The 25,958-nt window shown below is 57.7% G+C and carries 17 protein-coding genes and 5 pseudogenes; 4 read left to right on the top strand and 18 right to left on the bottom strand.

Annotation, left to right across the window (positions count from 1 at the left end; genetic code table 11):
- Nucleotides 1-54 precede the first annotated feature (54 nt).
- The 8 genes and pseudogenes from ACVMB1_RS01410 to ACVMB1_RS01375 form a co-directional block, all read right to left on the bottom strand.
- Nucleotides 55-846, bottom strand: a complete 792-nt coding sequence (locus ACVMB1_RS01410) for an NIPSNAP family protein (protein WP_456848117.1) — start codon at nucleotides 844-846, stop codon at nucleotides 55-57.
- Between the two features lie 605 nt (nucleotides 847-1,451).
- Nucleotides 1,452-2,768, bottom strand: coding sequence for an ISNCY family transposase (locus ACVMB1_RS01405; protein WP_456848115.1), 1,317 nt, complete (start codon nucleotides 2,766-2,768; stop codon nucleotides 1,452-1,454).
- A 107-nt stretch (nucleotides 2,769-2,875) separates the two neighbouring features.
- A pseudogene (locus ACVMB1_RS01400) lies at nucleotides 2,876-3,331 on the bottom strand (zinc-binding dehydrogenase).
- 186 nt (nucleotides 3,332-3,517) lie between these two features.
- Nucleotides 3,518-3,712: a hypothetical protein gene (locus tag ACVMB1_RS01395; RefSeq protein ID WP_456849856.1), complete on the bottom strand. Its 195-nt coding sequence runs from the start codon at nucleotides 3,710-3,712 to the stop codon at nucleotides 3,518-3,520.
- 313 nt (nucleotides 3,713-4,025) lie between these two features.
- Nucleotides 4,026-5,093 carry an ABC transporter substrate-binding protein gene (locus tag ACVMB1_RS01390; RefSeq protein ID WP_456848113.1) on the bottom strand — a complete coding sequence of 356 codons (1,068 nt, stop codon included), beginning with the start codon at nucleotides 5,091-5,093 and terminating at the stop codon, nucleotides 4,026-4,028.
- 1,772 nt (nucleotides 5,094-6,865) lie between these two features.
- A complete protein-coding gene (locus ACVMB1_RS01385) occupies nucleotides 6,866-7,882 on the bottom strand; it encodes an LLM class flavin-dependent oxidoreductase (RefSeq protein WP_456848111.1) in 1,017 nt (338 codons plus the stop codon).
- Nucleotides 7,883-8,278: 396 nt separating this feature from the next.
- Nucleotides 8,279-9,433, bottom strand: a complete 1,155-nt coding sequence (locus ACVMB1_RS01380; protein ID WP_456848109.1) for a Gfo/Idh/MocA family protein — start codon at nucleotides 9,431-9,433, stop codon at nucleotides 8,279-8,281.
- Nucleotides 9,434-9,507: 74 nt separating this feature from the next.
- Nucleotides 9,508-9,969 carry an NIPSNAP family protein gene (locus ACVMB1_RS01375; RefSeq protein WP_456848107.1) on the bottom strand — a complete coding sequence of 154 codons (462 nt, stop codon included), beginning with the start codon at nucleotides 9,967-9,969 and terminating at the stop codon, nucleotides 9,508-9,510.
- An 871-nt stretch (nucleotides 9,970-10,840) separates the two neighbouring features.
- Between ACVMB1_RS01375 and ACVMB1_RS01370 the strand changes: the two genes are divergently transcribed.
- Nucleotides 10,841-11,494 (top strand): extracellular solute-binding protein, encoded by a 654-nt coding sequence (locus ACVMB1_RS01370; protein ID WP_456848105.1) that lies wholly within the window; start codon nucleotides 10,841-10,843, stop codon nucleotides 11,492-11,494.
- Between the two features lie 107 nt (nucleotides 11,495-11,601).
- Nucleotides 11,602-11,910 (top strand): hypothetical protein, encoded by a 309-nt coding sequence (locus tag ACVMB1_RS01365; RefSeq protein WP_456848103.1) that lies wholly within the window; start codon nucleotides 11,602-11,604, stop codon nucleotides 11,908-11,910.
- A 1,058-nt stretch (nucleotides 11,911-12,968) separates the two neighbouring features.
- Here ACVMB1_RS01365 and ACVMB1_RS01360 read toward each other — a convergent pair.
- The 5 genes and pseudogenes from ACVMB1_RS01360 to ACVMB1_RS01340 all read right to left on the bottom strand — a co-directional run.
- Nucleotides 12,969-14,030, bottom strand: a complete 1,062-nt coding sequence (locus ACVMB1_RS01360) for an ABC transporter ATP-binding protein (protein WP_456848101.1) — start codon at nucleotides 14,028-14,030, stop codon at nucleotides 12,969-12,971.
- Nucleotides 14,031-14,036: 6 nt separating this feature from the next.
- On the bottom strand, nucleotides 14,037-14,858 hold the full coding sequence (locus ACVMB1_RS01355; protein ID WP_456848099.1) for an ABC transporter permease: 822 nt from the start codon (nucleotides 14,856-14,858) through the stop codon (nucleotides 14,037-14,039).
- Nucleotides 14,855-15,712 (bottom strand): ABC transporter permease, encoded by an 858-nt coding sequence (locus tag ACVMB1_RS01350; protein ID WP_456848097.1) that lies wholly within the window; start codon nucleotides 15,710-15,712, stop codon nucleotides 14,855-14,857. Before ACVMB1_RS01350 ends, ACVMB1_RS01355 begins: the two co-directional genes overlap by 4 nt.
- A gap of 1,373 nt (nucleotides 15,713-17,085) precedes the next feature.
- Nucleotides 17,086-17,517: pseudogene (locus ACVMB1_RS01345) on the bottom strand (pyruvate carboxylase); the annotation flags it as partial.
- Between the two features lie 53 nt (nucleotides 17,518-17,570).
- Nucleotides 17,571-18,955 (bottom strand): annotated as a pseudogene (locus ACVMB1_RS01340) (ATP-binding protein); the annotation flags it as partial.
- Between the two features lie 216 nt (nucleotides 18,956-19,171).
- Here ACVMB1_RS01340 and ACVMB1_RS01335 point away from each other — a divergent pair.
- Nucleotides 19,172-19,728, top strand: a pseudogene (locus ACVMB1_RS01335) (IS66 family transposase); the annotation flags it as partial.
- Nucleotides 19,729-19,762: 34 nt separating this feature from the next.
- On the opposite strand, the gene ACVMB1_RS01330 reads toward ACVMB1_RS01335, so the two are convergent.
- Nucleotides 19,763-20,107: an aldolase/citrate lyase family protein gene (locus ACVMB1_RS01330; RefSeq protein ID WP_456849854.1), complete on the bottom strand. Its 345-nt coding sequence runs from the start codon at nucleotides 20,105-20,107 to the stop codon at nucleotides 19,763-19,765.
- A gap of 489 nt (nucleotides 20,108-20,596) precedes the next feature.
- Here ACVMB1_RS01330 and ACVMB1_RS01325 point away from each other — a divergent pair.
- Nucleotides 20,597-21,359: pseudogene (locus ACVMB1_RS01325) on the top strand (IS5 family transposase).
- A 234-nt stretch (nucleotides 21,360-21,593) separates the two neighbouring features.
- Here the strand turns inward: ACVMB1_RS01325 and ACVMB1_RS01320 are convergent.
- Genes ACVMB1_RS01320 through ACVMB1_RS01305 form a run of 4 tightly spaced genes read right to left on the bottom strand, consistent with a single transcriptional unit; the run spans nucleotide 21,594 to nucleotide 25,505 of the window.
- On the bottom strand, nucleotides 21,594-22,691 hold the full coding sequence (locus tag ACVMB1_RS01320; protein WP_456848095.1) for an ABC transporter ATP-binding protein: 1,098 nt from the start codon (nucleotides 22,689-22,691) through the stop codon (nucleotides 21,594-21,596).
- A gap of 12 nt (nucleotides 22,692-22,703) precedes the next feature.
- Complete coding sequence (locus tag ACVMB1_RS01315; protein ID WP_456848093.1) at nucleotides 22,704-23,504, bottom strand: ABC transporter permease; 801 nt, start codon at nucleotides 23,502-23,504, stop codon at nucleotides 22,704-22,706.
- Nucleotides 23,494-24,420, bottom strand: a complete 927-nt coding sequence (locus ACVMB1_RS01310; protein ID WP_456848091.1) for an ABC transporter permease — start codon at nucleotides 24,418-24,420, stop codon at nucleotides 23,494-23,496. The genes ACVMB1_RS01315 and ACVMB1_RS01310 overlap by 11 nt, the downstream gene beginning before the upstream one ends.
- Before the next feature lie 32 nt (nucleotides 24,421-24,452).
- A complete protein-coding gene (locus tag ACVMB1_RS01305; RefSeq protein WP_456848089.1) occupies nucleotides 24,453-25,505 on the bottom strand; it encodes an extracellular solute-binding protein in 1,053 nt (350 codons plus the stop codon).
- Between the last annotated feature and the right edge of the window lie 453 nt (nucleotides 25,506-25,958).

Below are 25,958 nucleotides of genomic sequence, written 5' to 3'. Positions count from 1 at the left end.
CGGCCGACTTTTTGCCACGCCCAAGCGCAGTAGCTTGGGATCCTTGACGGATGACTAGGTCTGCCTCAGAGCAGCAGGCGTGGCGCGGGGTTCCAACGCGTACGAAGCGGCGCGCCAAAGCTCGGTATGAACTCGGGCTGTCACCGGCTCGTTCTTGTCTGCCTCTTCTTTGATTGACTGCCACTCCGGATCTTGGAGGATCTCTTTCCAGACGCGCTCTCTATCAGCCAAGCTGTCCCATTCTTGGATTTGGATGAGTTCGTCGGTAAACCCGCCGAATGTAGGTATCCACGTCCCAACCAGTTTGACGCCATGACGGGCTAACATCGGCAAGACACCGGTCTCGAAGCGTCGATGCTGCGTTTCGACGTTGCCAGGAGTTGCTGCATAGCGGCGATATTCGTACAGCTTGCCCTGCTTGATACGATATTCGTAACCTTGGTCATCCCCCGTTCGGTCTTTCCGCACTGCAGCGAGCACGCCGAGAGGCTCTGGCACATACGGCGCTGCGCGCCAGAGCTCGGTGTGAACTCTGCCGTGTATCACTCCGTATTTCTTATCAGTCTCTCTCCAGATTTCTTGCCACTCCGGGTCGTCGAGGTACGTTGACCAGATGCGATTCCTCTCATCCAAGCTATCCCATTCGCAAACGTAGATTAGCTCATCAGTGAACCCACCGAACGTTGGGATCCAGTATCCGACCAGCCTAACGCCGTGGCGGCCCCATAACCGCAAAATCGAGTCCTCATGGCGTTTGTGCATTGCTTCAAGCTTGCCAGGGGTCGCTTGGTAGTGACGAAATTCGTAGACCTTGCCCGCTGTGATACGATAGCGCTTGTCACTCACTCTTCGGTCTCCTTCTGTATTGTTTTTATGGCCGCTTATGCCCCAGGCACTCTTTCCGCTGAAGTCTTAAGCAGGGCATCTCAAGCAGTTTATAGGGTCTCGGTGCGAAAAACCCACGTAGATCGGTTCGTGATCGGTGAAACCCTGCAAAAACAAGGGCGGTTGATACGAACTCGGACCTTGCTTGGCTGGAGCCGCCAAGCCAGCAAAACGCCAGATGAATGTCGCTGCGGCCGGATTGCAGCGATGCGGTCGCGACTCGATCACTCTCAATCGAGTCGATGTAACTTCAACGGACTACGCCAAGCGAGGGCTAAGCAACTTCACGCTATTTGCAGCGTGCTCCAACTGGACCTGGCTACCGCAAGGATCGAGACATTCCAGTCGGAAGGCCGGTGACGCAAAGCATCTTGCACTTCTCAAACCATGCGCTGCCCCGACCGGCCTGCAGCGCAGAGCTTGCACGCCGAGCTCGCTAGGTCGCGAAATCGTTGCATATCTGTCCGTAGCGGGTGAAGATGTCGTGTTTTTGTAGCTCGTGATCTGTCGCCTTCGTTTCTGATTTGCAGGGGAGCCGGAAGGCGGGGACGGCTTTCCCTGATTGATCATGCCACGGCTGTTGTGGCGGTTTTAGCCCTGTGGGTGAGTTTCTTTGTTCGACTTGAAGCCCGTTTCTCCGTCCCGACCCGCGCTTTCTCGACGGCGGCGCGCGCAGGAGCGGTCAAGGACGCGCGCTTGCGCGCCCGCCAGGGCTTGTCCTTGACGGCTCCGAGCACGCCGCCAGGCTGGGGCGCGTCGGGGCTGATCTGCTGTCCGTTGGCGCTAAACATCGCCAACCGATGCGGTCCGAGGAACACGCTGACGGTGCCATCGGGATACTCATGGAGGCGCACCACAGCCTTGACGAAGTGAGGCCTGAGCCGGCTCTCCGGCAACTGCAGCCGCCGACCGTTCCATGCAACGGTATTGTCGTTGGCGACGGTTCGCTCCTCGATCACGCACAGCGCCTCGCGCCAGGCCTCATGCCGATCGGCCACGAATGCCGTGCCTTCCTGTTCGGGCTTGATCGCAAACGCGGCGTTGTGCCCGGGGATGTAATGCGCCTTCAGCCACGCGTTGGCAGCCTCAACCGTCGTGATCCCGGCAAGCCGCAGCTCCTTCGGCAGCCGATCCTGCAAGGTGCCGAACACCCGCTCGGAACGCCCGCGCGCCTGCGGCGAATAGGCTGCGATATGCTCGATCCCAAGATGCGACAAAGCCCGTCCCACCTGGGTTTGTTGCGTCTTCGAGACCTTCTCGCCAGCTTTTGGGGTCAGGAAATAATGGCTGCCGCGGTCGGTGTAGAGCGCGCAGAACAGGCCATGCTCGCCAATCACTTCGCGCAAGGCCTGGAAGGTCGAGGCCGTTCCTTCTTCCTCGACCAGCACCATCGAGTAGATCTCGCTGGTCGCATCGTCCATCGTGACGATCAGGTCCCTCGCGGGCAGGCCTTCGATCCAAACGTGGCGCGATCCGTCCTGGTGCAGCAGCATGCCCCGAAGCGGCCGCCGCGGCCGCTTCTTGCGGTGCGCCGAACGCTTCGGAGCCTTCCGCACCAGCCCCGCCGCGTGCAGCGCCAGCTTCGTCACCGTATAGCCCAGCACATAGTCGTGCCGCTTTTGCATCTGCTCGTGGAAGTGCTTCACCGTGAAGTCCGCGTACTTGTCCCGGTACAGCGCAAGCATCCGTTCCAGCTCCTCCTCCGGCGCCCGCCGTGGCGAACGACGCCCCAGCCGGCGGTCGACAAGCCCGTCGTCGCCCTCCGCCTCATAGCGCTCCGCCCAGCGTTGAAACGTCCGAACACTGATCCCAAGAACCTCCGATGCTGCCTCCTGCGTCAGTTCCTTCGCCTCCGTCCGATCCAGCAAATCTGAAAACCGCATCCGTCGTACACCCTCGTGAATGGATGCCGTGCCCATCGTGCCCCCCTTGTTCCGGAGCACCGAAAACACGACACTTCACGAGCTACAAACAGGCGACAGATCACGAGCTACTGACAGAAATCGTTGCATATCTTGCCGACATGCGAATTCTCGGCTATTCTCTTTAACGCGAGCGGTACCTCTTCGAACGAGTAGCGCTTGTCGATGACAGGCTTCAGACGAGCATTAGCTATCGCACGGGCCATCTGCTCGAATTCCGTCCGGCCCCCTACAGACATTCCGGTCAGGCGCGAGTTCTTGCCGAGAATCATTGCCGTGGATATCGCGATTTCTTGGGTGCAGCCACCGAGGACACCAATGAGAGCAATCTTGCCGCCATCTCCTGCTACCGTGAGCGACTGACTGATGGTCCCTGCCCCACCAACTTCAACGACCCCATCCACTCCGCGACGCTTCGTGAGGTCAAGGACCGCGTTGCCTCAATCTGGATTTTGTCTGTAGTTGATGACCTGGTCAGCACCCAACTTCTTGACCACATCGAGCTTCGAATCGCTACTTGACATCGCAATCACCTCAGCTCCCACCATCTTTGCGAACTGAAGCGCGAAGATCGACACCCCGCCCGTTCCGAGCACGAGAACCTTTTCACCTGCCTTTAGCGCCCCTCGACCATCAAGGCGCTCCAGTCGTGAGGGCGGCACAGGGCAGAGTTGCAGCTTCTATCCGTGAGAGGAAAGCCGGAACGTGGCTCACAGACTCTGCATCTGTGACGATGACATCGCGGAGAACTCCAGGGGCAGATGCCGAACCGCGGGCGCCCACACGAGCCGCGGCCAGCGGCGGTCCGTCGGAAAGAAGTTAGGGCAGACGCGACCACCCGACTTAACTCGGGTAACATCAGGCCCCACGGCCAGAACTTCACCGGCTCCATCCGAGAACGGGATTAGAGGCAGCTTTCCAGCCGGCCCTTGTTTTCGACGGCCGCCAGGTCACGAGAGTTCAGCGACGCTGCCCGCATCTTGAGGTAATTTGCCGAGGTCCCGCAGCCGGTGGGGCGGCCCGGTCGACCAGCCACCAGCCTCAAGTGATCGATTCCCCAAGCGTCCTGCACTTCCCAGACCCTTATGCGGCCTCCGTTTACCAAGAGTTACAACAACTACCACGCCCCATCCATGCTGGACGTCTTCGCGGCCAACATGGCAAATCAGATACAAACTGATTAGGGATTCCAAATCGATTCGACCGAACCATCCCGCTTTAGATCTTCGGCGTTATGTCGCGCTCGAACTTCTTCACCCAGCCGTTCAATTGTGTGGCCATGTAGCCGTAGTCCGGCAAGTAGGCGAAGTTGTCGAACTCTTGCTGCGTAAACTGGACGGGGGTGGCGTCCGGGCTCGGCTTCACTTTTTCGTTGGCCGGAACGGTGACGACGTCTCGGTGGAACAGTTCCGAATTCTCCTTACTCACCATAAAATTGGCGAACTCCATGGCTGCCTTCTTATTCTTCGAGTTCGCCATGACGACCCAGCCCTCGACATAAAGAAGCGCCTTCAGGGACGGGTCCGTCTTTGTCAGCGCGTTCATGGGAACTCTTTTGCCAAGGGCGGCGACGGCGCTGTTCGACATGTAGATGACGCTAGTTTCACCCGTCGTGATCGAGTTCGCGCCTTCGATACTTCCCCCATAGATGCGACCGATATTGCCGGCCTTGGCCAACTCCTCGATGAACTTCCAGCCTGGATCAAGATTGAATTCGTTTCCGCCGCGCGCCAGGGCGAGCATTACGAGGGGTGCACACGTGTAAGCTGTCGTAGCGGGCCAGCAGATCTGTCCTTTCAGTTTGGGATTGAGCAGATCCTCAATGGTCTTGATCTCAATGGGACAACGATCGGTCCGCACGGCGAAGCAACCTCCATCCACCGAACGGGGAATGCTCTTGATGTTGCCGTTGTCATCCCTAGTCAGGTATCGTTCGGGCACATCCGCCAAATTCGGCACGTCGACTAGGGTGACAGTTTCTGCCCATCCCTCCTTGACCATGGACTTAAAGACGAGAGTCCAATTGTCGACCAGGTCGTAGGGCGAGTTGGGCCATGTGGCCTTGATCTTGCCGAGGAGCGCCGCGCCTCCGGCACCGGACGGGTCCCAGGTGATGTCCGCCTTATCCCACTTCGCCGCCACCTTCTTCGAGGCGGGGATGTACAATGCCATTTCATGTACTGTAAGCATTTCCTTCGCGTCGGCTTTGGGCACCAAGGGCAACGATGTGGCGGCCACACCCAGCGCGGCTGCTCCCTGGAGGAATTCTCTGCGTTTGAGCTCCATACCCGTCTCCTCTCGTTTCCGGCGTTCACGCCTTTAGGCGCTCACATTTTGAAGTTCGTAGGGCAGCGGCTTTCTCGAGAAGCCCAGCAAACATAAAATATATGAATCGGTCGGCGCGCAAAGGCAGCATAAATCGCCCCGGTATCGGTGAATCCGTGCAAAGCTAGTGCGCTTCCTACTCATTTTGACCTACTCTGCGCGCGTCGGCCACGGCGGGTGGCGCCAATTCGATCAAGTTCAAAGCCGCGGGTACTTGATCGGTCCGGCGAAATTGATGGGGGCTGACAGATCGCTCAGGCGGGCTTTGTGGCGCAACCGCGCTCGGCATCGATATGGCGGGCGCCGCTCCGTGACAGAGGCCCGAGACATCCCCACGACGCTTGATGGCAACGGCGTAGTCGTAGTCCATGCGAGTCAGCATGAGCAGTATGAACGGTGCCCAAATGAAGCGCGAGATTTGATCGATACTTTGCGAGATCACCACGTTTGCAGCGCTGAAGCGGCTCACGTTTCGTTTTCGCTCGCCTTAACTCAGCAAAACACTCGAAACGTGTCATTGACGAATTGAAGTGTGCGCTGACCTCACAGGTATGGAGTGACGTCCTTCTCGAACCTCTTCACGATGGCGTCGAGTTACGTTCGCATGTAACCCTTGGCATCGCTGTTTTCCCCTCCGTTCTGATGGAAAAACTCAGAGTTTTCCTGGCTCGTAGCGAAGTTGATGAACTCGATTGCCGCCTTCTGGTGCTTCGAACCGGATAAGACCGTGTAGGCTTCAAAATAGAAGACCGTCCTCAAGCGAAGGATCAACTTTGGTGAGCGCCGCCGTAGGTATGCCACGCTTCGTGAGCGTTGCCCGCACGCTATTCGTACGAACTGTGACACTCGTCTCGCCGGTTGAGATCGGATTCATCTGATCGCTACCGCCGCTATACACGCGACCAATGTTCCTCGATTTCGCGAGCTCGCCCAGAACATTCCAGCCCGGCTCCGGATTACGGTCGTTCCCGTCGCGTGCCAAGCCGCCGGCAGGATCGGTGCTCCCGTAGAAAACGTAACGACGGGCCAAGCTATTTGCCCCTTCAGCTTGGGGCTAAGCAGATCCTCGATGCTCTTGATCTGCATCGGACAGCGGTCGCTCCATACATAAAGCAGATTCCATCGACTGAACGCGGAACGCATTTGACGTTGCCCTTTTCGTCCTTCATCAGGTACTTGTCGGGCACATCAACCAGATTTAGTGCATTTGCCGTCGTAATGTTTTCTAGCCAGCCCTCTCGGATCAAGCTCTGGATTCCAAGGTTAACGTTAAGCACGACGTCGTATGGAGGATTCGGTCACGTTGCCTTGATCTTGGCGAGGATGGCTGCTGCACCACCTAAGTGCAAAACCCATGTGATGTCGGCTGTGTCCCGCTTGGCGGCTATCTTTTTTGCGGGGTCGATGTACGGAAGGCCCCCACTCCACGACCGGAAGGCTGTCCTTCGCATAGGCTTTGTGCGTGGCGAGTACCAAGGGCTGCGGCGCCCTCGAGGAGTTGTCTTCGCTTCAGTTTCATGGTTCCCTCTTTCATGGTTCCCTCTAAAGATAGGCTAAGACACGCCTTTCGAGCACCTGGCAACTCTCGATACGTCGGAGCAAGCAATCCCGCACTACGTCCAGCGCACAGGCCCCCGAAGGCTTCACGATCTGATCATTCCAATCTGGTTCGCCTTCATGCGTGAGACAAAAAGTCAGAATCAGCGGGCTCTATTCGCTCGCCCACATCGATTTCACCACTTCCTCTCCGGAAACACGACCGGGGCCACCTGCTCCCTGAAGGTTTGAAGGAATTTTGCGAATTGGTCGTGGGGAATCCCATTGAGCTTATAGATAATAAACTCATTGAAGGGATAGACTTCTCGAACCTTCTTCAATCGAGCAGCAACCTTCGAAGGAGCATCGACCAGCATGCGGTTACGCATTCCATCCGGCCCTTGGGCTTTAGCTGAGTCCAAGACGTCGTATAGCTGCGGAAGCTTCTGCTTATCGAACAGGCTTCCCGACTTGTTGTATCGATAGAGGTAGGCTGGCTCCACGAAATCACGCCAGTCGTCCTTGTGGTTGTCGGATGCCCAGATCACCGACATGAGAAGCAGCTGGAAGTTGTCGGGGCTGCGGCCGTACTTCTGTAGCGCGGGCGAGACAATCTCTTTCCATCTGCGACCAAGATCGCTTTCTTGGTCCATGTGGCATGTCATGAACTGGCCGTCAGCCAGGCGCACGGCACGCTCCGTGGGCCGCGCGAGGTAACTACCCACAACTACCGGCACTGGTCGTTGCACAGGTGGAACGCTCAGCGGAAGTCCATCGGGAAGCGGCTCACCGGAGAAGCTGTGCCTAAGGAAGGTAAGCCCATCTTCCATCAGCTTTGAGCGATCCTTCAACGAGCGCTCGAATGCCTTAAACTCGGATTCATATTGCCCGAGTCCGACGCCCAAAGTCAGCCGGCCATTCGAGAGCGTGTCAACGACACATGCCTCCTCGACGACTCGTCTGAATTGCGTCAGCGGAAGCTGAATAATGCCAGTCCCCAAGCGGATGCGCTTCGTCTCCCGCGCCATCGCAGCGAGAACGGCGAGAGGAGCAGGGCAAAACCCGTCGTCGGATGCGTGGTTTTGGGCAACGAAGACCGTCTTGTAGCCAAGCTCCTCCGCGAACTTCGCCATCTTGACCTGCTCGTCATAATGTTGAGCAGTAGGAGCCCTGCCCCCGATGTCCCTCATGTCCGTCAGGTAACTAATCGCCACACTATCTCTCCCAGGTGAAAGCAATACCAAGATCTCAGCTGCGCTGCGATCGGAGATGTCACACAGAGAAAACGATAGAGCAGTGCGGTGACGAAAAGCAGCAATTGGGCACGGCAGGACAGCGGAAACCGGCGAAATGCGTCAACGACAAGCCGCGCTCTGCGCACTTCGCCGCTCCTTGCTCCTGCAATGGCGCAGTACGGGATCGCTCTCTTCGGATCAATCAACTGCGGGGAATTTCGCAAGCGCGGCATTCTGAATACCGGACCTCCGGGTTGAGAGGGTTCGGCGCACAAGGAAGCGGTTCAGCTCGCCGGCGGCGAGGTCGGCCGCATTGCGCCGCTGTGCAGCGTGAGCGCGGAGTTCAGAAGGACGAAAGGGCGAGATAGCGCTCCGCTATAACTTGATTGGAGGTATGTCGATCCAGCGTCGCTCCCGCCAACTTTGCAGCGCGCAATCGGCAAGTTGAACTCCCTTGGCGCCTTCGAGCAGCGTGTACTTGTAGGGGGCGTCCTCACAAACGTGACGGATGAACATCTCCCACTGCGCCTTGAACCCGTTTTCATAGACGACAATATCCGGTACGCTCTGCCAATCGGCATAATAATCGTGCATCCGCTTCTCATCTGGATTCCAAACCGGCCGCGGGGTTGCTTGCCGCGGCTGGATCATGCAGTCGGTGAGACCGGCAACTGCCGAGCCTAGGGTACCGTCGACCTGGAAGGTCATGAGGTCATCGCGATAGACCCGCGTCGCCCAGGACATGTTGATGTGGGCGATCACGCCCCCTTTCAAGGTGAAGGTCGCGTAAGCGGAATCGTCAGCCGTCGCCTTGTACTTCTTCCCCTGCTCGTCGTAGCGCTCAGGGATGTCGGTGTTCGCGATGCAGCTTACGCTCTCGACTTCGCTGAAGAAATTGTCGAGCACGTAGCGCCAGTGGCAGAACATGTCGAGGATGATACTGCCGCCATCTTCAGCGCGATAATTCCAGGACGGACGTTGCGCCTCGCGCCAGTCGTCGCCCTCAAATGCCCAATAACCGCACTCGCCGCGCACCGATAGCAGACGGCCAAAGAAACCAGAATCGCGCAGGAAGGCCAATTTCCTCAGGCCCGGCAAAAATAGCTGGTCCTGCACGGCGCCGTGCTTGACGCCTCTCGCATTTGCTAGCTTCACTAGGCGCAGTGCGTTCTCAAGTGTCGTCGCGATCGGCTTCTCGCAATAGACGTGCTTGCCGGCGTTGATTGCTCGCGTCAAAAAGCCTGGGCGCACCTCTGTCGTCGCGGCATCAAAGAACACGGAGTCGTCCTTGTCGGCGAGCGCCTTATCGAGATCGGTGGTCCAGCGGTCGATCCTGAATTGCTGCGCAAGCCGCTCTACCTTATCGGCATTGCGACCGACCAAAACCGGGTCCGGCATGACCCGCTGGCCGCTTCCGAGCTGGACGCCGCCCTGGTCGCGAATCGCTATGATCGAGCGGATCAGGTGCTGATTCCGTCCCACGCGGCCAGTCACGCCATTCATGATCAAGCCGAGACGTTGGGTGCTCATGTCACTTGCTCCGGACGGAGTTTACATAACGACGATGCGAACCAAGAGTTGAGGCGACCGGAATGCGGGCCACCTCAATGCCCGCTCGTCACATTGCCCCGGCACTCTCTGCCACGCGTTTCTCGCCACTGCAGCTCAACAGCTCTCAGGGCTCCTTCGCGGGACGACCAGATTCCTAGGCTCGACGCACACCAGCGGGTGCGGACCCGGGCCTCGGGCGCGTAGGTCGGGGTGCGCCACAGCTCGACGTGGACTCGCGCCGCCAGTGCTCCCTTCTTGTTCGTCTCTTCGCAGAGCGCCGGCCGCTCGGGGTCTTGGACGAACTGCTTCAAGACGCGCTCCCTCTCAGCGAGGCTATCCCATTCGCTGACGTAGATGAATTCGTTGTTGAACCCGCCGAAGGTCGGTGTCCAGCATCCTAATAACCACAAAATCGAGTCCTCGTGGCGTTTGTGCATCGCTTCAAGCTTGCCGAGGGTCGCATGGTAGTGACGATATTCGTACAGCTTTCGCTGTGATACGATGACGCTTGTCACTCACTTGGGTCTCCTTGCTGAGCACTTCTTTATGGGCTCATGCCAGTTCTTGAAAGCTGGCCGTCTCAATCAGTCTACAGCGGATCGATGCGAAAAATCCGCGCAGATCGGTTCGCGATCGGTGAAACCCTGTAAAAACAAGCCTGTTACTACGAATTTGGACATAGCTCTGAGCTGAGGCCTGCGGCGCTTGGATAGAGCTGCCGTTGCAGCGATGCGACTCGACCGCATCATTCATGTCGCTGCAGTTGAAATAGAAACCAAGCGCTGGGAGAGGGAGTCGGTGACGGACGTGTCGTCCGATGCAAATCAATCGCTTCCGGCTGTCGCCCCTGATTGGCGACAAGCTCACGCGTGAGGAACACTGCATAGCAGAAGCTACCGCTACGATCGAGGCATCGAAATCGTTCTACTCCACTTTGCCCACTGCCGAGCGGGGCAGGCAATTGTGATCGCGCAAAGCTTCGCTGGCGCGGGCGCTGCACCTCGCTCAGATCGTCGTCTCCGCGTATCGAGCCAGGATCGTTACCGGGGCTCGCAAGCTTGTCGAATAATTCGGCGGCGCTCGCCGCAGTGCAACAAAGCACCTTTTTGATCATAATGTCGTCCGCGGACGTCACTCGTCAGACAGGTTACCCAAACTCGAAACTGTTTTCGGATTGAGAGATTGAATCGCTAACTCCTACTGGTGCATATCGAAATTCCTGTTTTATTGCAGGGTTTCACCGATCCCAACCGCTTTATGCGGTCTTTTGCGCCAACCGATCCATATATTTTAGCTTTGCTGGGCTGCTCGAGAATGCCAGCTGCCCTATGAAGTTCAGAATGCGAGCCCTAAAGGCGTGAACGCCGGAAACGATAGGAGACGGGTATGGAGCTCAAACGCAGAGAATTCCTCCAGGGAGCAGCCGCGCTGGGTGTGGCCGCCACATCGTTGCCCTTGGCATCCGAGGCCCATGCGAAGGAACAGCTTACAGTGTATGAGTTTGCCTCACCGAACATCGACGGCTCGAAGCAGGTGGCGGCAAAGTGGGACAAGGCGGACATCAACTGGGACTTGTCGTCCGGCGGCGGAGCGGCCCTCCTCGGCAAGATCAAGGCTACATGGCCCAACACGCCCTACGACCTGGTCGACAACTGGTCACTGGTCGTTAAGTCGATGATCAAGGAGGGATGGGCGGAAACAATCACCATGGCCGACGTGCCGAACTTGGCGGATGTGCCGGAGCGATTCCTGACTAAGGATGACAACGGCAACATCAAGAGCATCCCGGTCTCCGTGGACGGAGGTTTCTTCGCTGTGCGGACCGATCGTTGTCCCATTGAGGTCAAGACCATTGAGGATCTGCTGAATCCCAAACTGACGGGGCAGATCTGCTGGCCCACTGCAACTGACTACGCATCTGCGCCCCTCGTGATGCTGGCGCTGGCACGCGGCGGGAACGAGTTCAATCTTGATCCAGGCTGGAAGTTCCTCGAGGAGCTGGCCAAGTCCGGCAATATCGGTCGTGTCTATCACGGATAGTCGAGGCTACGAACTCGCTCTCGACGGGCGAAACCAGCATCACCTATTGGTCGAACAGCAGCAATTTCAAGCTCGGCAAAAGAGTGCCCACGAAGGCGCTGACAAAGTTGGACCCATCACTGAAGGCGCTTCTTTATGTCGAAGGCTGGGTGGTCATGGCGAACTCGAGGAATAAGAAGGCCGCGATCGAGTATGCGAATTCTAGCGTGAGCAAGGCGAACTCGGAGCTGTACCACCAGTACGTCCGCAACGTTCCGGCCAACCAGAATGTGACGCCGAGCGCGGACGCCGCAGCCATCCAGTTCACATCACAAGAGTTCGACAAGTTCGCCTACTTGCCGGACTGGGGCTATATGTCCACCCAATTGGACAACTGGGTGAAGAAGTTCGAGCGAGACATCACGCCAAAAATTTAGAGTGGTATGATTTCGAGCTGGATCGACTCGGATTTACTAAATCAACCTGTTTCTGATCTGTCATGCTGGCTGAGACGGCCAGCACGAAAACTTGGCATCTTTCGCCAGCGTATCGTCCCGCTGATTGAGGGGGCAGCCAAGCGGTTCAGCCAGCCTGGCGGGTCAATGAGACTGGCCGCGTTGCTCCGCGCCCGGATGGGTGGTCAAGTGCCGAAAGCGATTTGAAGCGACGACTTCGCTTTGCGCTGGCTCGTTGCTGACCTTGCCGTAGCTATCGCTCGGTGTGGCAGTTCGTCAGTTCGTCCACGCGGAGACGGAACTCAAAGGCTTGCGCGCTGGAGAACGCGATTGAGCGGCAGCGAGCCCATGGACTAAATATCAAAACCGCGCGGCACTTGAGCTGCTGGTCTTCATCGACAAGATCAGGATCAGGACCGATATCCGTTGCGGGGATCGCCGCCGCGGGAGCCCACGAACGTTGCCACTGGCGCAGGAGGGGCATGACGCTCCCCACGCCCGGATTGATGCGCAATGTTTCGGCGAGGGAGCAATCGATGGCTAAAGCTGCCGGACTATTTCGAGAAAGTCCTCCTGTCGGAGCGTCAGCCCGACGCCATTATCGGGATGGACGATCTCGGTGGCCACAAAGGCAGGATTGTGCGTCCGTTGATATACTCTGCCGGCGCTAAGCTCTTCTGCCAAAATACTCCTAGTGTGCTGAATGCGAAGTTCGTGCGATTTCGCGGCAGCCACTTTCACGAACTTCGCATTCATAAAGCACACTAGAATCATAAGTTTGCTAGTGTCCTTATCGAATCCGAAGTTCGCTCCGAAGGTGCGGCAAATGATGCGAACTTCGGATTCGGGACACTAGACTCGAACCCGATCGAACATGTCTTCGCCAAGCTCAGATACCGCCCCACAAACCGCCTAGACGGTTGCGCCGCAATCGGCCAGTCCTTTTACGCACAAGGAATGTGCCAACGATTGCGTAGCAGGCTGTCAACACAACGTGTAGGCCGTCGCGCCTTAGGCAGGGCAGTCCTTGGGGGCCGCTTCTAGTCCTCGGGTGCGAGTACGAGGCAATCCTCGGGACGGATCTCCGCTCGGACGCTTTCGCCGTCGCGTGCGAAGCACTGGCCGTCGTTTTGTACGACGGCGTGAATTCTAGGGCCATCGGTCAAGCGGATCCAGTGGTGGATGGTCGAGCCAAGATATTCCGTCTTCTCGATCACGCCTCCTAGCGTGTTCACGGCAACCGCGGCGGTCTCGCTCTTCCTCCGCACGGCGATGCGCTCGGGCCGGATGCCGAGCTCCACGGGACCGCTGGGAATCTTGCCTGCGACTACGATGGAGAGTCCATCCTCGGTTACGAACCGGTCCCCCTCGAGCCGTCCCATAAACCAGTTTGACTGCCCGATGAAATCGGCAACGAATTTGTTGGCAGGCGCGCTGTAAATTTCCTCGGCCGATCCGCGCTGCATGATCCGGCCTTTACTCATGACGATGATGTGGTCGGCGAGGCTCATGGCCTCGGACTGGTCATGCGTCACGATAATGGTGGTGATGCCTGCTGAGGTAAGAATTTGCCTCAGCTCCACTCGCAGTGACTCTCGCAGCTTTGCGTCCAGGTTGGACAGCGGCTCGTCCAGAAGGAGGAGCGAAGGTCGAGTCACCAGCGCGCGCGCCAGCGCCACGCGTTGCTGCTGGCCACCGCTCAGCTGGTGTGGACTTCGTTTCTCGTAACCGGAAAGCTTTACGAGATCGAGGAAAGTGCGAATTTGCTCCGGGAACTTTGAGGCGGGGAAGCCGCGCTCGCGCAGACCAAACGCGATGTTTGCCTCGACACTCATGTGAGGGAAAAGCGCATAATCCTGAAAGACCAGTCCCACATTGCGCTCGTAGGGGCGCTTCTTGCTCACGCTCTCGCCGCGAATGCGGATGTCTCCTCCATCCGGTACTTCAAAGCCTGCGACAAGGCGCAGCGTCGTGGTCTTACCGCAACCGCTCGGCCCGAGAAGGGACACGATATGTCCCTCCTCGACGCGAAAGGAGACGTTGTCGACGGCCAACTCCTGGCCGTAGCGCTTCGAGACGGTGCTGAGCTCTAATACAGTCATGAGATCCTACTTATGATAAACGCCTTGCCCAATCACTTTGTCGAGGCCCACGATACTATCCAAGACCCAAATCAGCACGATGGTTAGAGCCATGAGGCAAACGGCCGTCGCGGCTATGCGCAGGTCGAATTCCGACATCATCATGTTCTTCATGGCCACCGGCAGCGTGTAGAAGTTCGGGCCCGTCAGGAATAGGGCGACCGAGACATCATCCATTGAGGAGGCGAAGGCGAAAACGGCGCCCGCCGCGATACCAGTCTTTGCCAAGGGTACCGTAACCTTCCAAAAGGCGCGCCGCTCCGTGGCGCCGAGCACTAAGGCGGCCTCCGTGAGCGATTTGCGAATTCCCACCAAGCTCGCGAGAGTCGTTCGGATCACATAGGGCACCGTGATGATCAGATGGCCACCGATGAGTGGGATCGGTCCACTGAACACGCCAATCGTGGAAAAGAACAGCAAAAGCGAAAAGCCGATGATGACGTGGGGAACGACGAGCGGCGACAGAAAGAACGCGGAGAGCAACTGCTTTCCGGGGAACTCATAACGGTCAAGCGTAAACGCCGCTGCGATGCCGACCAGGGTCGACAGCGTGGTCGAAGCCAGCGCGAGCATCAGGCTGACCTGCAGGCCCCTGAGGTAATACGCGTCGGAAAAGAAGCCCACATACCATTGCAGCGACAGGCCGGGTGGCGGAAACCGCCCGAGGAACTCCCGCGCATCGAAGGACATAACGGTAGCAATGAGCAGTGGCGTAACAAGGAACGCGATGGTGGCAACGGAGAGGCACAGCACCATGACACCAAAGACATTGTCGGCGGAGCGTTTCATCGGACGGCGCCCTCCCAGCGGTTGCTGGCCAGCAGGGAGACGGCGTAGATTGCCAGCAGGGAGATAGCCAGCATGACGACCGCGACCGCCGCTCCGCTGGGGAAATTGGCCAACTCGCTGAATCGATTGTAGATTAGGTTGGAGACGAAGATGATCTTGCCGCGTCCCAGGATCATCGGGACTATGAAGGCACTGACCGAACCCGTAAACGAGATCAGGAACGCGGAGAGAAGGCCTCGCGCGCTCAGCGGCAGGGTGACCGCCAAGTGGGACTTCCAGCGGGCCGCGCCGAGCGCCTGGGCCGCCTCAATGAGCCGCGGATTAACGTTCTGGATTGTGCCGATGAGCACGAGGGCGCACATAGGCACCGCGTAATGGAGCAGCCCGAGCACAATCAAGAACTCAATGTAGAAGCGGCTTCCGATCTGTTGGCCGAATAGCGGCGCGATATCACGCGCAAACCCCGTGGGCCCAAAGGATAACTCGATGGCGTACACACGCACCAGCACGCTCAAGAACATGAGCGTTATGAGGAAGCCGACGGTCATCCTTCGAAGCCAGTCCGAGCGCCGGCGTGCCACAAAATAAGCAATCGGGAACGCCAGGAACACCGCCAGAAAGGCCGCGACGAAGCCGATCCGGAACGTGTCCCAAAAATAGTACAAGTATGCCTCATGCAAGAGGTCCGTGTAGTTGGCCGTCGTAAGCGGCGCGTTCACGACAGCGCCAACACGGCCCGGGATGAACTCACGGAAACTATCCGCAAAGACTCGCAAGAGAGGATAGAGCAGCAACGTGCCGTACACCGCGACCACTAAGCCGATCACAAGCGCGGCTCCGCGCGTAAGCTTCATGCGTTTCCCCTTCATGCGCTCCCCCAAGAAAATGAGCACCAACACTGGCGTGGATTCCGACTGCGAAGCAAATATCGAGCCGCAGCTGCCGTTCGAGATTTCAAACAGCGTCAGCTACTGCTAGGCGGTCGCTCAACGATAGTACGCCCTAAGAGGTCGGCCCGAGCTGCGGGTACCAGGGACCGCTTACGTGCCTTGAATTGCGGAGCGAAGTCACACTAACGGCGCCCGCGGGCGGTGCGGAATCTGGACAAAATGCGGGCAGCGCACGGTATGTAGGTATCTGGCATCTCTTCCCTGCCGTCGTCTACTGGGGTCTTGTGTCGACCATTTTTCGAAAAAGAAAATAGCTCCCTGCATCGGTGATTTTCGGCAAAGGTAAGGCTGCAATCAAGTAAAAGCTGCGGAATCACCCACAGTACGTCGGATTTCTGCACTTTCGTCGCAGGAACATGTCACCGGCACTTCTGTGGCTTTGGCAGCGTTTCGGCGGAAACATGATTGCATTCGCCACATGCAAGGTTCGCCTTAAGTACCAGCAACAAGGGCAGAGAGTTGCCCGACCCATTTTGCGTCGGACGAATCATTCTTTTGTTGTTCAACCTGTCGTTAACGGCACAGCCGACCGCGATTGCCCTTCCGGACATCCGTCGCACATCCAAGACTTTGGTGTGCCGTTCCCGCTTGTTACTCAACGGGGCTTGTATGGCTAAAGAAGTGCCTCGAATTTCCAGAGACTTCCCGATCGCGAGTCCTTGATGCGGGCATCTACGCATGAAAGAGATTTTCGCTGCTGCCTCGGCCCGATACTGCCTCGGCCCGCTACGGACACTGCCTCGGCCCGATATTGCATGCGGCTAGGAGGGCATGCTAGTCTGCCTTCGCAGGGCTACCTCAGAGAGGCCGGCTTATTTCGAAGGCTGTCGCGGCTCCTCTCGGAGCGAGAAGAGAGCGAAGGGTCATGCGGCTGACGGCGTCAGGCCAATTAACAGGTCCTTCGAGTCAACCTGGGCACCGGGACCAACAAGCAACTCAGCGCCCCTTCCGTCGTGCAGCGCGGTTTCCATCTTCATCGCTCCGGGCGTAAGCAGTACATCTCCAGCCATGAGCTTCTGGTCGTTGACGACGCTGACGGTCGAGACAACAGAAGGTATCGGCGCGGCAATGTGGGCCTATTCCCGTTCTCCGTCTTCCGGCGGGCCCCTTGCTACTTGCGGTTGCAACTCGGTCAGGCACGGTGATGACGCGCGGCTGCCCGTTCAATTCGAAAAAAGAGTTCGACCTGCCCGTTATCGTGCGTCGTACGATCGCTGTCAGCTGCACGATCAGCGCCTTGCCACGCTCGATCTCCAACGACACCTCGTCACCGACCTTCATGCCATAGAAGAACACCGGCGTCGGCAGCACGGAACTGGCCCGTACTTGCGCTGGACGGCCACAAATTCCGTGAAGACTTTTGGGTACATCAAATACGCGGAGAACTCTGCCTCATCGAGTGCACGAACACAGGACTTTTCCCCCTCCTCGCGCCCCGCGTCGAGATTCGCATCAGGCAGGAGCGATCCCAGCCGAACCGTGATAGGCGCCTCGACATTCAGGACCTTTTTCTGCAGCGCTATCGGCCATCCTCCCGGCGGCTGGCCCAGATCGCTGCGCAACATTTCCACGACCGAACCGGGAAAGGCGATGTCACGATCTCGGGAGATGACATCTTCAGAGGTCAACCCGTGCGACACCATCTTCAATGCCATGTCGCCGACGACTTTGGACGATGGCGTCATCTTGACGATGTCGCCGAACAGGTCATTAGCCGCGCGGTAGGCTCCTGCAACGTCGTTCCAGCGTGTATCGAGCCCACGTTCACGGTGACTTCAGCGATCCAGGTCAACAGTCTGGTCGCGCGATCCTGGCGCGCCCGGAAATCGAACAGTGCGGGTGTCTCGTCGATGAACCGCGTCGTGTAGTCGTTCGCGCGGAAACGTGGATGGCTGACCACGTTGTGCAGAAACGCGAGGTTGGTCGTTACGCCGCGGATGCGATATTCGGTCAGCGCCCGCGCCATCCGGTCGATGACCTCTTCCGGTGTCGGTGCCCATGCGGTCACCTTTTCCAGCATCGGGTCGTAGAACCGTGTGACCACTGCGCCGGAATAGGCCGTGCCGCCGTCGATACGGATGCCGAATCTCATCGCGCTGCGATAAGCGGTTATCCGGCCTTAGTCGGGAATGAAGTTGTTCTCCGGATTTTCGGTGGTGATGCGGCACTGCATGACGTGACCCACAAGTGTATATCGGCTTGCAGGGGAATTCCAGTCTCGGCGAACTGACCTATGCGCCCATTGTCGGCGATCCTGATCTGCGCCTTGACGATATCGAGACCTGTCACGACTTCGGTGACAGTGTGCTCGACCTGGATGCGGGGATTGACCTCGATGAAATAGAATTGGCCTGTCTCGCCGTTGATTAGGAATTCGACCGTGCCGGCTCCCACGTACCCCGTGGCGTTACCGATCCTCAGCGCGGCAGCACAGAGTTCACCGCGTATCGCGGCATCGAGATACAGAGCCGGCGCCCGTTCGATGATCTTTTGGTGGCGTCGCTGGATCGAACAGTCGCGCTCGAACAGGTGCACCAGGTTGCCGTGTTTATCGCCAAGAATCTGGACCTCGACGTGCCGCGCCTGCCGCACCAGTTTTTCCAAATAGACTCCGTCTTTTCCAAAGGCTGCGCGCCTCGCGTTTTGCGCTCAGCACCGCATCAACCAGCAGATCCTCGCTTTCGATGGGTCGCATGCCGCGCCCCCCGCCGCCCCATGACGCCTTTATCATCATCGGAAAACCGATGGCATTTGCGGCGGAAAGAATACCGTAGGGATCATCCGGCAAGGGGGCACTTGCTGGCATGACGGGCGCGCCGCAGGAGATTGCGAGATTGCGCGCGGCGACCCTGTTGCCCAGCGTGCGCATGGTCTGCGGCGATGGACCAATAAAGACAATCTTCTCGCGCTGACAGGTCTCCGCGATTCGGAGCTCTCCGAGAGGAAGCCATACCCGGGATGAATGGCGTCGATGCCGTGTTCTTTCGCGCCCCTTAGGATCTCCTCGATCGAGAGATATGCTTTGATCGGTCCTTTGCCTTTTCCGATCCGGTACGCCTCATCGGCCTTGAATCTATGCAACGAAAGCTTGTCATGCTCCGCATGGACTGCGAATGGCTTTCCCAGTGCTGCCCCCGGATCCAACACGGCGAAGGCTTCAGCACGACCGTGATTTCGAGGCTGGTCACAGGGCTTCAGTACCCGCTGTCTACGCTTCACGAGTGACGTTGCCGTCACCCATGCAAGCCTCGCTTCCGGCTGGCGGGCTCCGCCTTTGCCGGGAGGGCGTCGAACCCTCTGGGTCACGTTGAAAGGTTTCAGATCACATTCTTCCTCCTTTCCAGGACTTGTCCTGACGCAAGCTGGTCACACAGCAGGCGCAAATTCTACGAGCTGCATGTTGCAGGAAAGTGGCAACGACGACGGTCGAGCGGATGGCAAAGCTCTGGCAGATCGAGAAGACCGTACGCGGTCAAAGCCCCGACACTCGCGTTGCCGCGCGCCAGCAAGCCTCCGCGGCGATCGTCGCAGATCTCTTCGACTCCTGGCAGCAGATCTTGCGGCGGATCTCCGGCAAATCAAAGCTGGCTGAGGCGGTCCGCTATGCGGTCTCGCGCCGTGCTATCTTCGAACGCTTCCTGACCGATGGTCGCATCGAGCTCGACTCCAACATCGTCGAACGCGCCATCCGGCCACAAACAATCACGAGAAAGAATAGCCTCTTCGCCGGCAGCGACAGCGGCGGACGAACCTGGGCAACCATCGCAACGCTGCTGCAGACGGCGAAAATGAACAACATCGATCCGTTCGCCTGGTTAGCTCTAACACTTCAGCGTATCGCCAACGGCTGGCCGAGCAGCGAAATCGACGCGCTTAGTGGAACCACGCCGCCTAACGGCCTTAGCTTGCCGCTTACCTGAAAGCAGTGCTTCACGCGTGTGAGCGCAGCCCAGTTCAGCGCAAAAAATCAATTGACCCGAAGGCCAGTCGCTCGATCCCAGGGATCGCCGCGATTTCAAACGCGTCCCTGAGTCCGCGAGCTGTCTCGATCAAAGCAACTATGGGTAAGCGCGGTCCCAAGTCAGCGATCAGTTTCAGCAAGCCGCTGCTCATTTCAACCTTTGGTAGGACGACTCCGCTTATGGGCAGCGAAGAGACAAGCGCCACGTCGTCGATATGCCACGTCGTGTCGATTTCGTTGATACGCACGAGCACAGGACGATCCGTAAAACCGAGATAAACAGATCGACGGGCTTCCCGTTTAGCCTCTGGCGCAACGGCATCTTCGAGATCTAGAATGACTGCGTCTGCTCCAGACGTAGCGGATTCTTGAACCGTTCAGGCTAGTTTGCCGGCACAAAAAGCGGCGCGATAAAGTCGATCCCGACATTGGCATCAATCTGTTTTTGCTCCCGCAGGACCCACCATGCTAGACGGAGCCGGAATTTTCGGCGCAATTCGTCTCAAGTGCCCCTCGGCTCCGCGATGTCTCTCGCTCAAAGCTTCAAAAAGACGATGGTCCAGACTCTGGCCACCTTTGGATCGCAACTGCAGATACGCTTCGTACACCCTTCTTTTGTCGATGTTGAACGGCTTGCTTGGCTGGTTCACCGCAATCCTCCTGTTGCCAGTTGCAACGTTGGCCAGCCCACTGATCCGATCCCTTCGCTCCAGCCCCATTACGAGCCTTCGTCACTTGTACGGGTCGGTGCACCCTAGGTGGTGTGGACTCTAAGGATTCCCTTTTAGGCGCAAATCAGATTCAAGGCTGCTTTTGGGGAGGCCGCCTTGGGTGTGATGGACCGCTTGGTATTGAGCGACGCGACATGGGAGCGGATGGCGCCGCTGATCATCGGCCGGCCTGACCAGAAGGGTTCGACCGGACGGGACAACCGGATGTTTGTGGAGGGCGTACTTTGGATCGTGCGCACTGGCTCTCCCTGGCGTGATCTTCCGGAGGTGTTTGGAGACTGGAACAGCGTGTTTCGGCGCTTCAGTCGATGGAGCATCAAGGGGGTCTGGTGGCGCATATTCGAAGCGATGTCCGGTGATCCGGACTTCGAGTATCTGATCGTCGACTCCACCATCGTCCGGGCGCACCAGCACGCCGCTGGGGCGAAAAAAGGGGGTCTGAAGATCAGGCGATCGGTCGCTCGCGCGGTGGCCTGAGCACAAGATACATATGGCCGTTCGCGGCCTGGGATGTCCCGTACGGTTCAAGCTCACCGCAGGTCAGAAGAGCGACGTACCGCAAGCCGCCGAATTGATCGAGGGATCACCTGCCCAGGTCGTCATGGCGGATACGGCTTATGACGCCGATCACTTGCGCCAGGCGATCGCTGCCAAAGGCGCGCTCGCCGTCATCCCCAACAACCCGTCACGTGCGCTCAAATATCCGCTGGACAAGCATCTCTATGCCCAGCGTCATCTCGTCGAATGCTGCTTCTCAAAACTCAAGCAGTTCCGCCGCGTCGCAACCCGCTTCGAAAAGACCGCCCGAAATTACCTGGCCGTCGTTACTCTCGCAGCCATCGTCTTATGGATGCGATAAATGTCCACACCACCTAGTGCTCCGCATCGGTACTCTTGCCTCGCCGTTTTCTCCGCTTGTGCTTTTCCCTTTGCATCGGAGCGACTGGTTCCTGCAGTTCGGCGATAACGCCTGTATCCGATTCACGCCCCCTCAACGCCGGTCGGCCCCCGCCCAATCATCAGGCTACCAGCGGACTGATCCCAGTTAGCACACGGACTGGAACTCGTTTGCAAGTCGCGGACGATACCCTCTCTAGGGATGGTCCTTATCCGCTGGAATGATGCGGAGATCGTTCGGATCGATAGTTACGCTAAGGACATCGCCGGGCTTCGGATGACGTCCAAATGGAAAACGCTCCTGCATCGTCAGCTGCTCTCCGTTGACGTCAAGCGCGATCCGGGTCGCTCCTCCATAATAGTGGGATTGAAGAACGCGGGCCTGGAGGGATGGGCCAGCCGCGCCATCGGTGGACAGCTTGATCTGCTCTGGCCGGATCACTGCGGTGCCAGGTCCGATTCTCCAATCGCCCACGAGACGGAGGCCGGACCTTGAGGTAAAAGCGCCATCAGTACCGACTGACCCTTTCAGCAGCGAACACCAGCCGATAAATTTCGCAACAAAGGGGGTCGACGGCTCCTCATAAATTTCGCCAGGCGTACCCACTTGCTCGACCTGACCAGCGTTCATGACGACAATTCGGTCTGACATTGTTAGCGCTTCTTCCTGATCATGCGTCACGAACAGGGTGGTGACGTTGACGCTGCGCACCACTTCTCGAAGCTCTTCGCGCATGCGCACCCGCAACTGCGCATCCAGATTTGAGAAAGGTTCATCGAGAAGGAGCACTGCGGGCCGCATCGCCAGCGCACGCGCGAGCGCAATGCGTTGTTGCTGTCCGCCAGAAAGCTGGCGCGGCAGTCGCTGGGCCAAGTGCGGCAACTCGACAAGCTTGAGCATCTCCTCGACGCGCATCTGGCGCTTGTCACGGGGCCACTTTAGGTTTTCCAGGCCAAATGCGATGTTTTCAGCGACGGTCATGTGCGGAAATAAAGCGCAGCTCTGGAACACCATTCCAGTATCCCGCCGATAAGGCGGCTGATGAGTCATGTCGATGTTATTGATGCTTATGGTGCCCGAGGTCGGCTCTACGAAGCCGGCGACCATGCGCAGGGTCGTTGTCTTGCCGCAGCCCGACGGACCAAGCAGGCAAACCAGTTCGCCACGGCGCGCACTCAGCGAAACGTTCGCAACCGCAACCGTCTCGTCGTAGCGCTTGGAAAGCGACCGCAACTCCACGACAAGATTAGTCTCTCGCACAAAGTTCTCCTGTCTTTCCGATAGAGCCAACATCGCTCTCCTCGCCTACGCTAATCTTTCCGTACCAATCAAGCGTTCGATCATTAGGATGACGACCAATGTCACCAGAATCATGAGACTCGATATGGCTGCAACAAGTGGGTCATAGCTGGTCGAAACATACGCAAACATCTGGACTGGCAAGGTCACGTTTCCGCCGTAGGTGAGAAACGCGGAAACCGTCACGTTTCCGAACGATGTCACAAAGGCGAAGATCGCAGCTGATAGCAAGCCAGGTAGGATGAGCGGCAAGGTGATACGCCGAATGACTTGCAAGGGCGTGGCACGGAGATTCATTGCCGCCTGTTCGAGCAGCCGGTCGTGTAGGCTGAGACTCGCGAGAATCGTACGCACGACGTACGGAATCGCAAGAACCAGATGGCCCAAAAGCAAGGGATAGATCGTCTGTGCAAGATTTAGCCGTGCGAAGAGCTGCAATAGTCCAATGCCGAGCACGACAGCCGGGACGATCAATGGCGAAAAGGCAAGGCCTTGCAGGAATGCTTTGCCCGGAAAAGAAAATCGATCAATCGCGAATGCCCCGGCAAAGCCAATCACCAGCGCGATAATCGCAACGAGCACGGCAATGTACGTGCTGGTCCAAAGCGCAGTCATGAATAATTCATTCTCCCATGCCTTTTGATACCAGCGTAGCGAAAATCCAGTGGGAGGAAATTTCATCGTGTCGTCGCTGGTGAACGATGCCACAACCACCAAAATCGCTGGTAGCGCTAGCATCGCATAGACTATAGGGCGAATGATCGCCCCGAAGACACCCATCGCATGATCAATGAGATCAGAACGCATGGCGTCGCTCCCTGACGATGAATCGTGACGCAACTACGGCATTGAGCGCGGCGGTGAAACCAAGCCCGCTCACGAAGAGAACGAATGCCATCGCTGCGCCGGACGGCCAGTTCAGTTCCGCCATGATGCGCTCATAGATGAGGCTTCCCAGCATGGCCACACGGCTCCCCCCGATAAGACGGGGCGTGACGAATGCTGAGATGGACAGGACGAAGACGAGGTTAAAGCCAACGAGAATGCCAGGAACTGCGAGAGGAATAATAACCTTTCGGAAAGTAGCAAATCGATTGGCGCGCAGATTGGCGGCCGCCTGTTCGAGTACTGGATCGATTTGCGCGACGACACTCATGACAGACAAGATCATGAATGGAAGAAACTGCTGCACTAGGACCAGCAGGACCGCAGGCCGAGCAAACAGGAGGCGTTTTGGCGAAGAGAAAATGCCGAGAGTTACGAACAGCGAATTGACGACTCCGTTACGGCCAAGAATGATCAACCAGCCGAATACAACAACCACAAGGCTGAGCGTTAGCGGCATGATTACTACAATCGTTCGCCACCGCCGCGCTAGAGGCGGGAGACGAGCGAGCGAATATCCGGTAGGGAAGCCGATGACCAAACAGATCAGGCTGACGATAAGTCCATCGACGAACGTCTCCAATAGCACTGACGAGTAATACGAATCTGAAAAGAAACGGACATATTGCTCCAGGCTGAAACCGCTGCCCTCGAGAAGATGGCTCCCGGGCAGGAAGCTCGACCGCAGCAATTCCAGCACCGGCACCACCAGAAAGCCGGTGAGTAACAAGACTATTGGGGCGAGCAAAAGTGCCAAGCTTATGATACGGCGATTGACGAGAGGTTCCCTCACGATTGACCTTTCGGGGTTTGGTCGACCTATCAGGTAATCAGGCACGTGCGCTCAAACCGCATAGAGCAGCGCCCCACCTAGGTTCGAATTATTTTATTGACCTGCTCAATCCACGCACTGCGGTTCGCCATCAGCGCTTGCCAGTCAACTTTCTTTTTCAGAGCGTCTCGCTCCGGTGAGTTGAACAAGAGGTCGTTGCGAAGTTCTTCTGGCAAGTTGACGTCTGTTGTTACGCCGATTCGAAGCGCCTGAGGTACACCGAGCATGCCTTGATCAGAAAGCAACTGCTCAGCGTAAGCGTGCGCGGCTTCCGGATACTTCATACCTTTGACGATGTTGATATAGCTGGTGAGCGAGTAAATGCCTTTTGATGGCACAACGGTCACGATGGGAACGTTTTTTGTGCGCAGTTCGTGAGCGCGGCTGTCCCAGAAAATGCCTGCATAGACCTCACCGTTTTGGAACAGCTGCATCTCCGCGACAGTCGTCTCCGGCAGCGCGACGATATTCGGCTTGGCTGCGGCCAGAATCTTGAACGCCGGTTCCATGTTGGAGATCGAGCCACCATTTTCTTCGGCGATGCCGAGAAGATATAGGCTGCTGGTGCTCTGGGCGGGAGCCGGAATGACTGCTCGATCCGCCAGATCGGCCCGGGCGATGTCCGAATAGGAGGTAAGCGGCTGCTTGATGTATTTTGAATTGTACACCGGGACGACCGACGCGACGCTGAATGGCACACCGAAATCGCCGAATTCGCGGGCCCCGGGAAGGATCCGTTTAATGTTGGGAACGTCTGATACCTTGATCTCTTCGATCACGCCGGCCTTAAGGAGCTCAACCATGTAGGGACTGTCGGCCATGAAGATGTCGTAGGGAGGATTGTCCCTGTTCGCGATCAATTTGACGAGGTCCCCTGATCCAGTGCCGACGATGAATTGGATCTTTAGCCCGTACTTTTCCTCGAGCGGCGCAGCCACGCTCTTTCTAAGGGCTTCGTCATAGGTGCCGCCGTATCCGTTCATGCGTAGCGTAATCCCGGCAAATTTCTTCGACTGAGCGTGAACGTGTGGCGTGGCGAGAGAGCCGGCCGCAGCCGCTGTCGCAAACTTTAGGAATGTTCGCCTTTTCATTTTCCGATCTCCTCTCTTCTATTTGCCGACGTGAAGATCGCGGCTAAGTTGCTACTCATTTGCCACAGGTCCTGCGGCAACCTGAAGAACGATCCCAGATCAACGGCGGTCGGTCGAGCAGATCTGCTCGTTGAACGAGAATGGGCGATCGGCGTGAGCAAGCGTCATGCGCTGCTAGCGGTTCAATCGGCTTCGAAGGCCCCGCGACCGCCATTTCGCTAGCTCACTCAAGATGCGTTCCGCCCGTGTTGCCCTCTCGATCGGCCTTACGCTCACGTCTGCAGCTGAAGTTAGAGGTCTACCGCAAGTTTCCAACACAGTGCACAGCTCCGGTGCTGGTAGAAGGTACTGCGGCGATGGGCAGTCCAAGAACCAGAGGTCTCCCTAAGCTGCGAAGCTGGCGAACAGATAGCGTGGTATTGCCGCGAACCGTGCGGACCTCGTCGCGACGGA

The sequence above is a fragment of the Bradyrhizobium sp. USDA 4504 genome, assembly GCF_054063995.1.
Note: the sequence above shows the minus strand (reverse complement) of the source record. Positions and strands in the feature narration are given on the sequence as shown.

Excerpts from the sequence above, each read along its gene's own strand:
- ACVMB1_RS01405 (WP_456848115.1), bottom strand. The coding sequence starts at position 2,768 with ATGCGGTTTTCAGATTTGCTGGATCGGACGGAGGCGAAGGAACTGACG.
- ACVMB1_RS01390 (WP_456848113.1), bottom strand. The coding sequence starts at position 5,093 with ATGGAGCTCAAACGCAGAGAATTCCTCCAGGGAGCAGCCGCGCTGGGT.
- ACVMB1_RS01380 (WP_456848109.1), bottom strand. The coding sequence starts at position 9,433 with ATGAGCACCCAACGTCTCGGCTTGATCATGAATGGCGTGACTGGCCGC.
- ACVMB1_RS01370 (WP_456848105.1), top strand. The coding sequence starts at position 10,841 with ATGGAGCTCAAACGCAGAGAATTCCTCCAGGGAGCAGCCGCGCTGGGT.
- ACVMB1_RS01360 (WP_456848101.1), bottom strand. The coding sequence starts at position 14,030 with ATGACTGTATTAGAGCTCAGCACCGTCTCGAAGCGCTACGGCCAGGAG.
- ACVMB1_RS01355 (WP_456848099.1), bottom strand. The coding sequence starts at position 14,858 with ATGAAACGCTCCGCCGACAATGTCTTTGGTGTCATGGTGCTGTGCCTC.
- ACVMB1_RS01350 (WP_456848097.1), bottom strand. The coding sequence starts at position 15,712 with ATGAAGCTTACGCGCGGAGCCGCGCTTGTGATCGGCTTAGTGGTCGCG.
- ACVMB1_RS01320 (WP_456848095.1), bottom strand. The coding sequence starts at position 22,691 with ATGTTGGCTCTATCGGAAAGACAGGAGAACTTTGTGCGAGAGACTAAT.
- ACVMB1_RS01315 (WP_456848093.1), bottom strand. The coding sequence starts at position 23,504 with ATGCGTTCTGATCTCATTGATCATGCGATGGGTGTCTTCGGGGCGATC.
- ACVMB1_RS01305 (WP_456848089.1), bottom strand. The coding sequence starts at position 25,505 with ATGAAAAGGCGAACATTCCTAAAGTTTGCGACAGCGGCTGCGGCCGGC.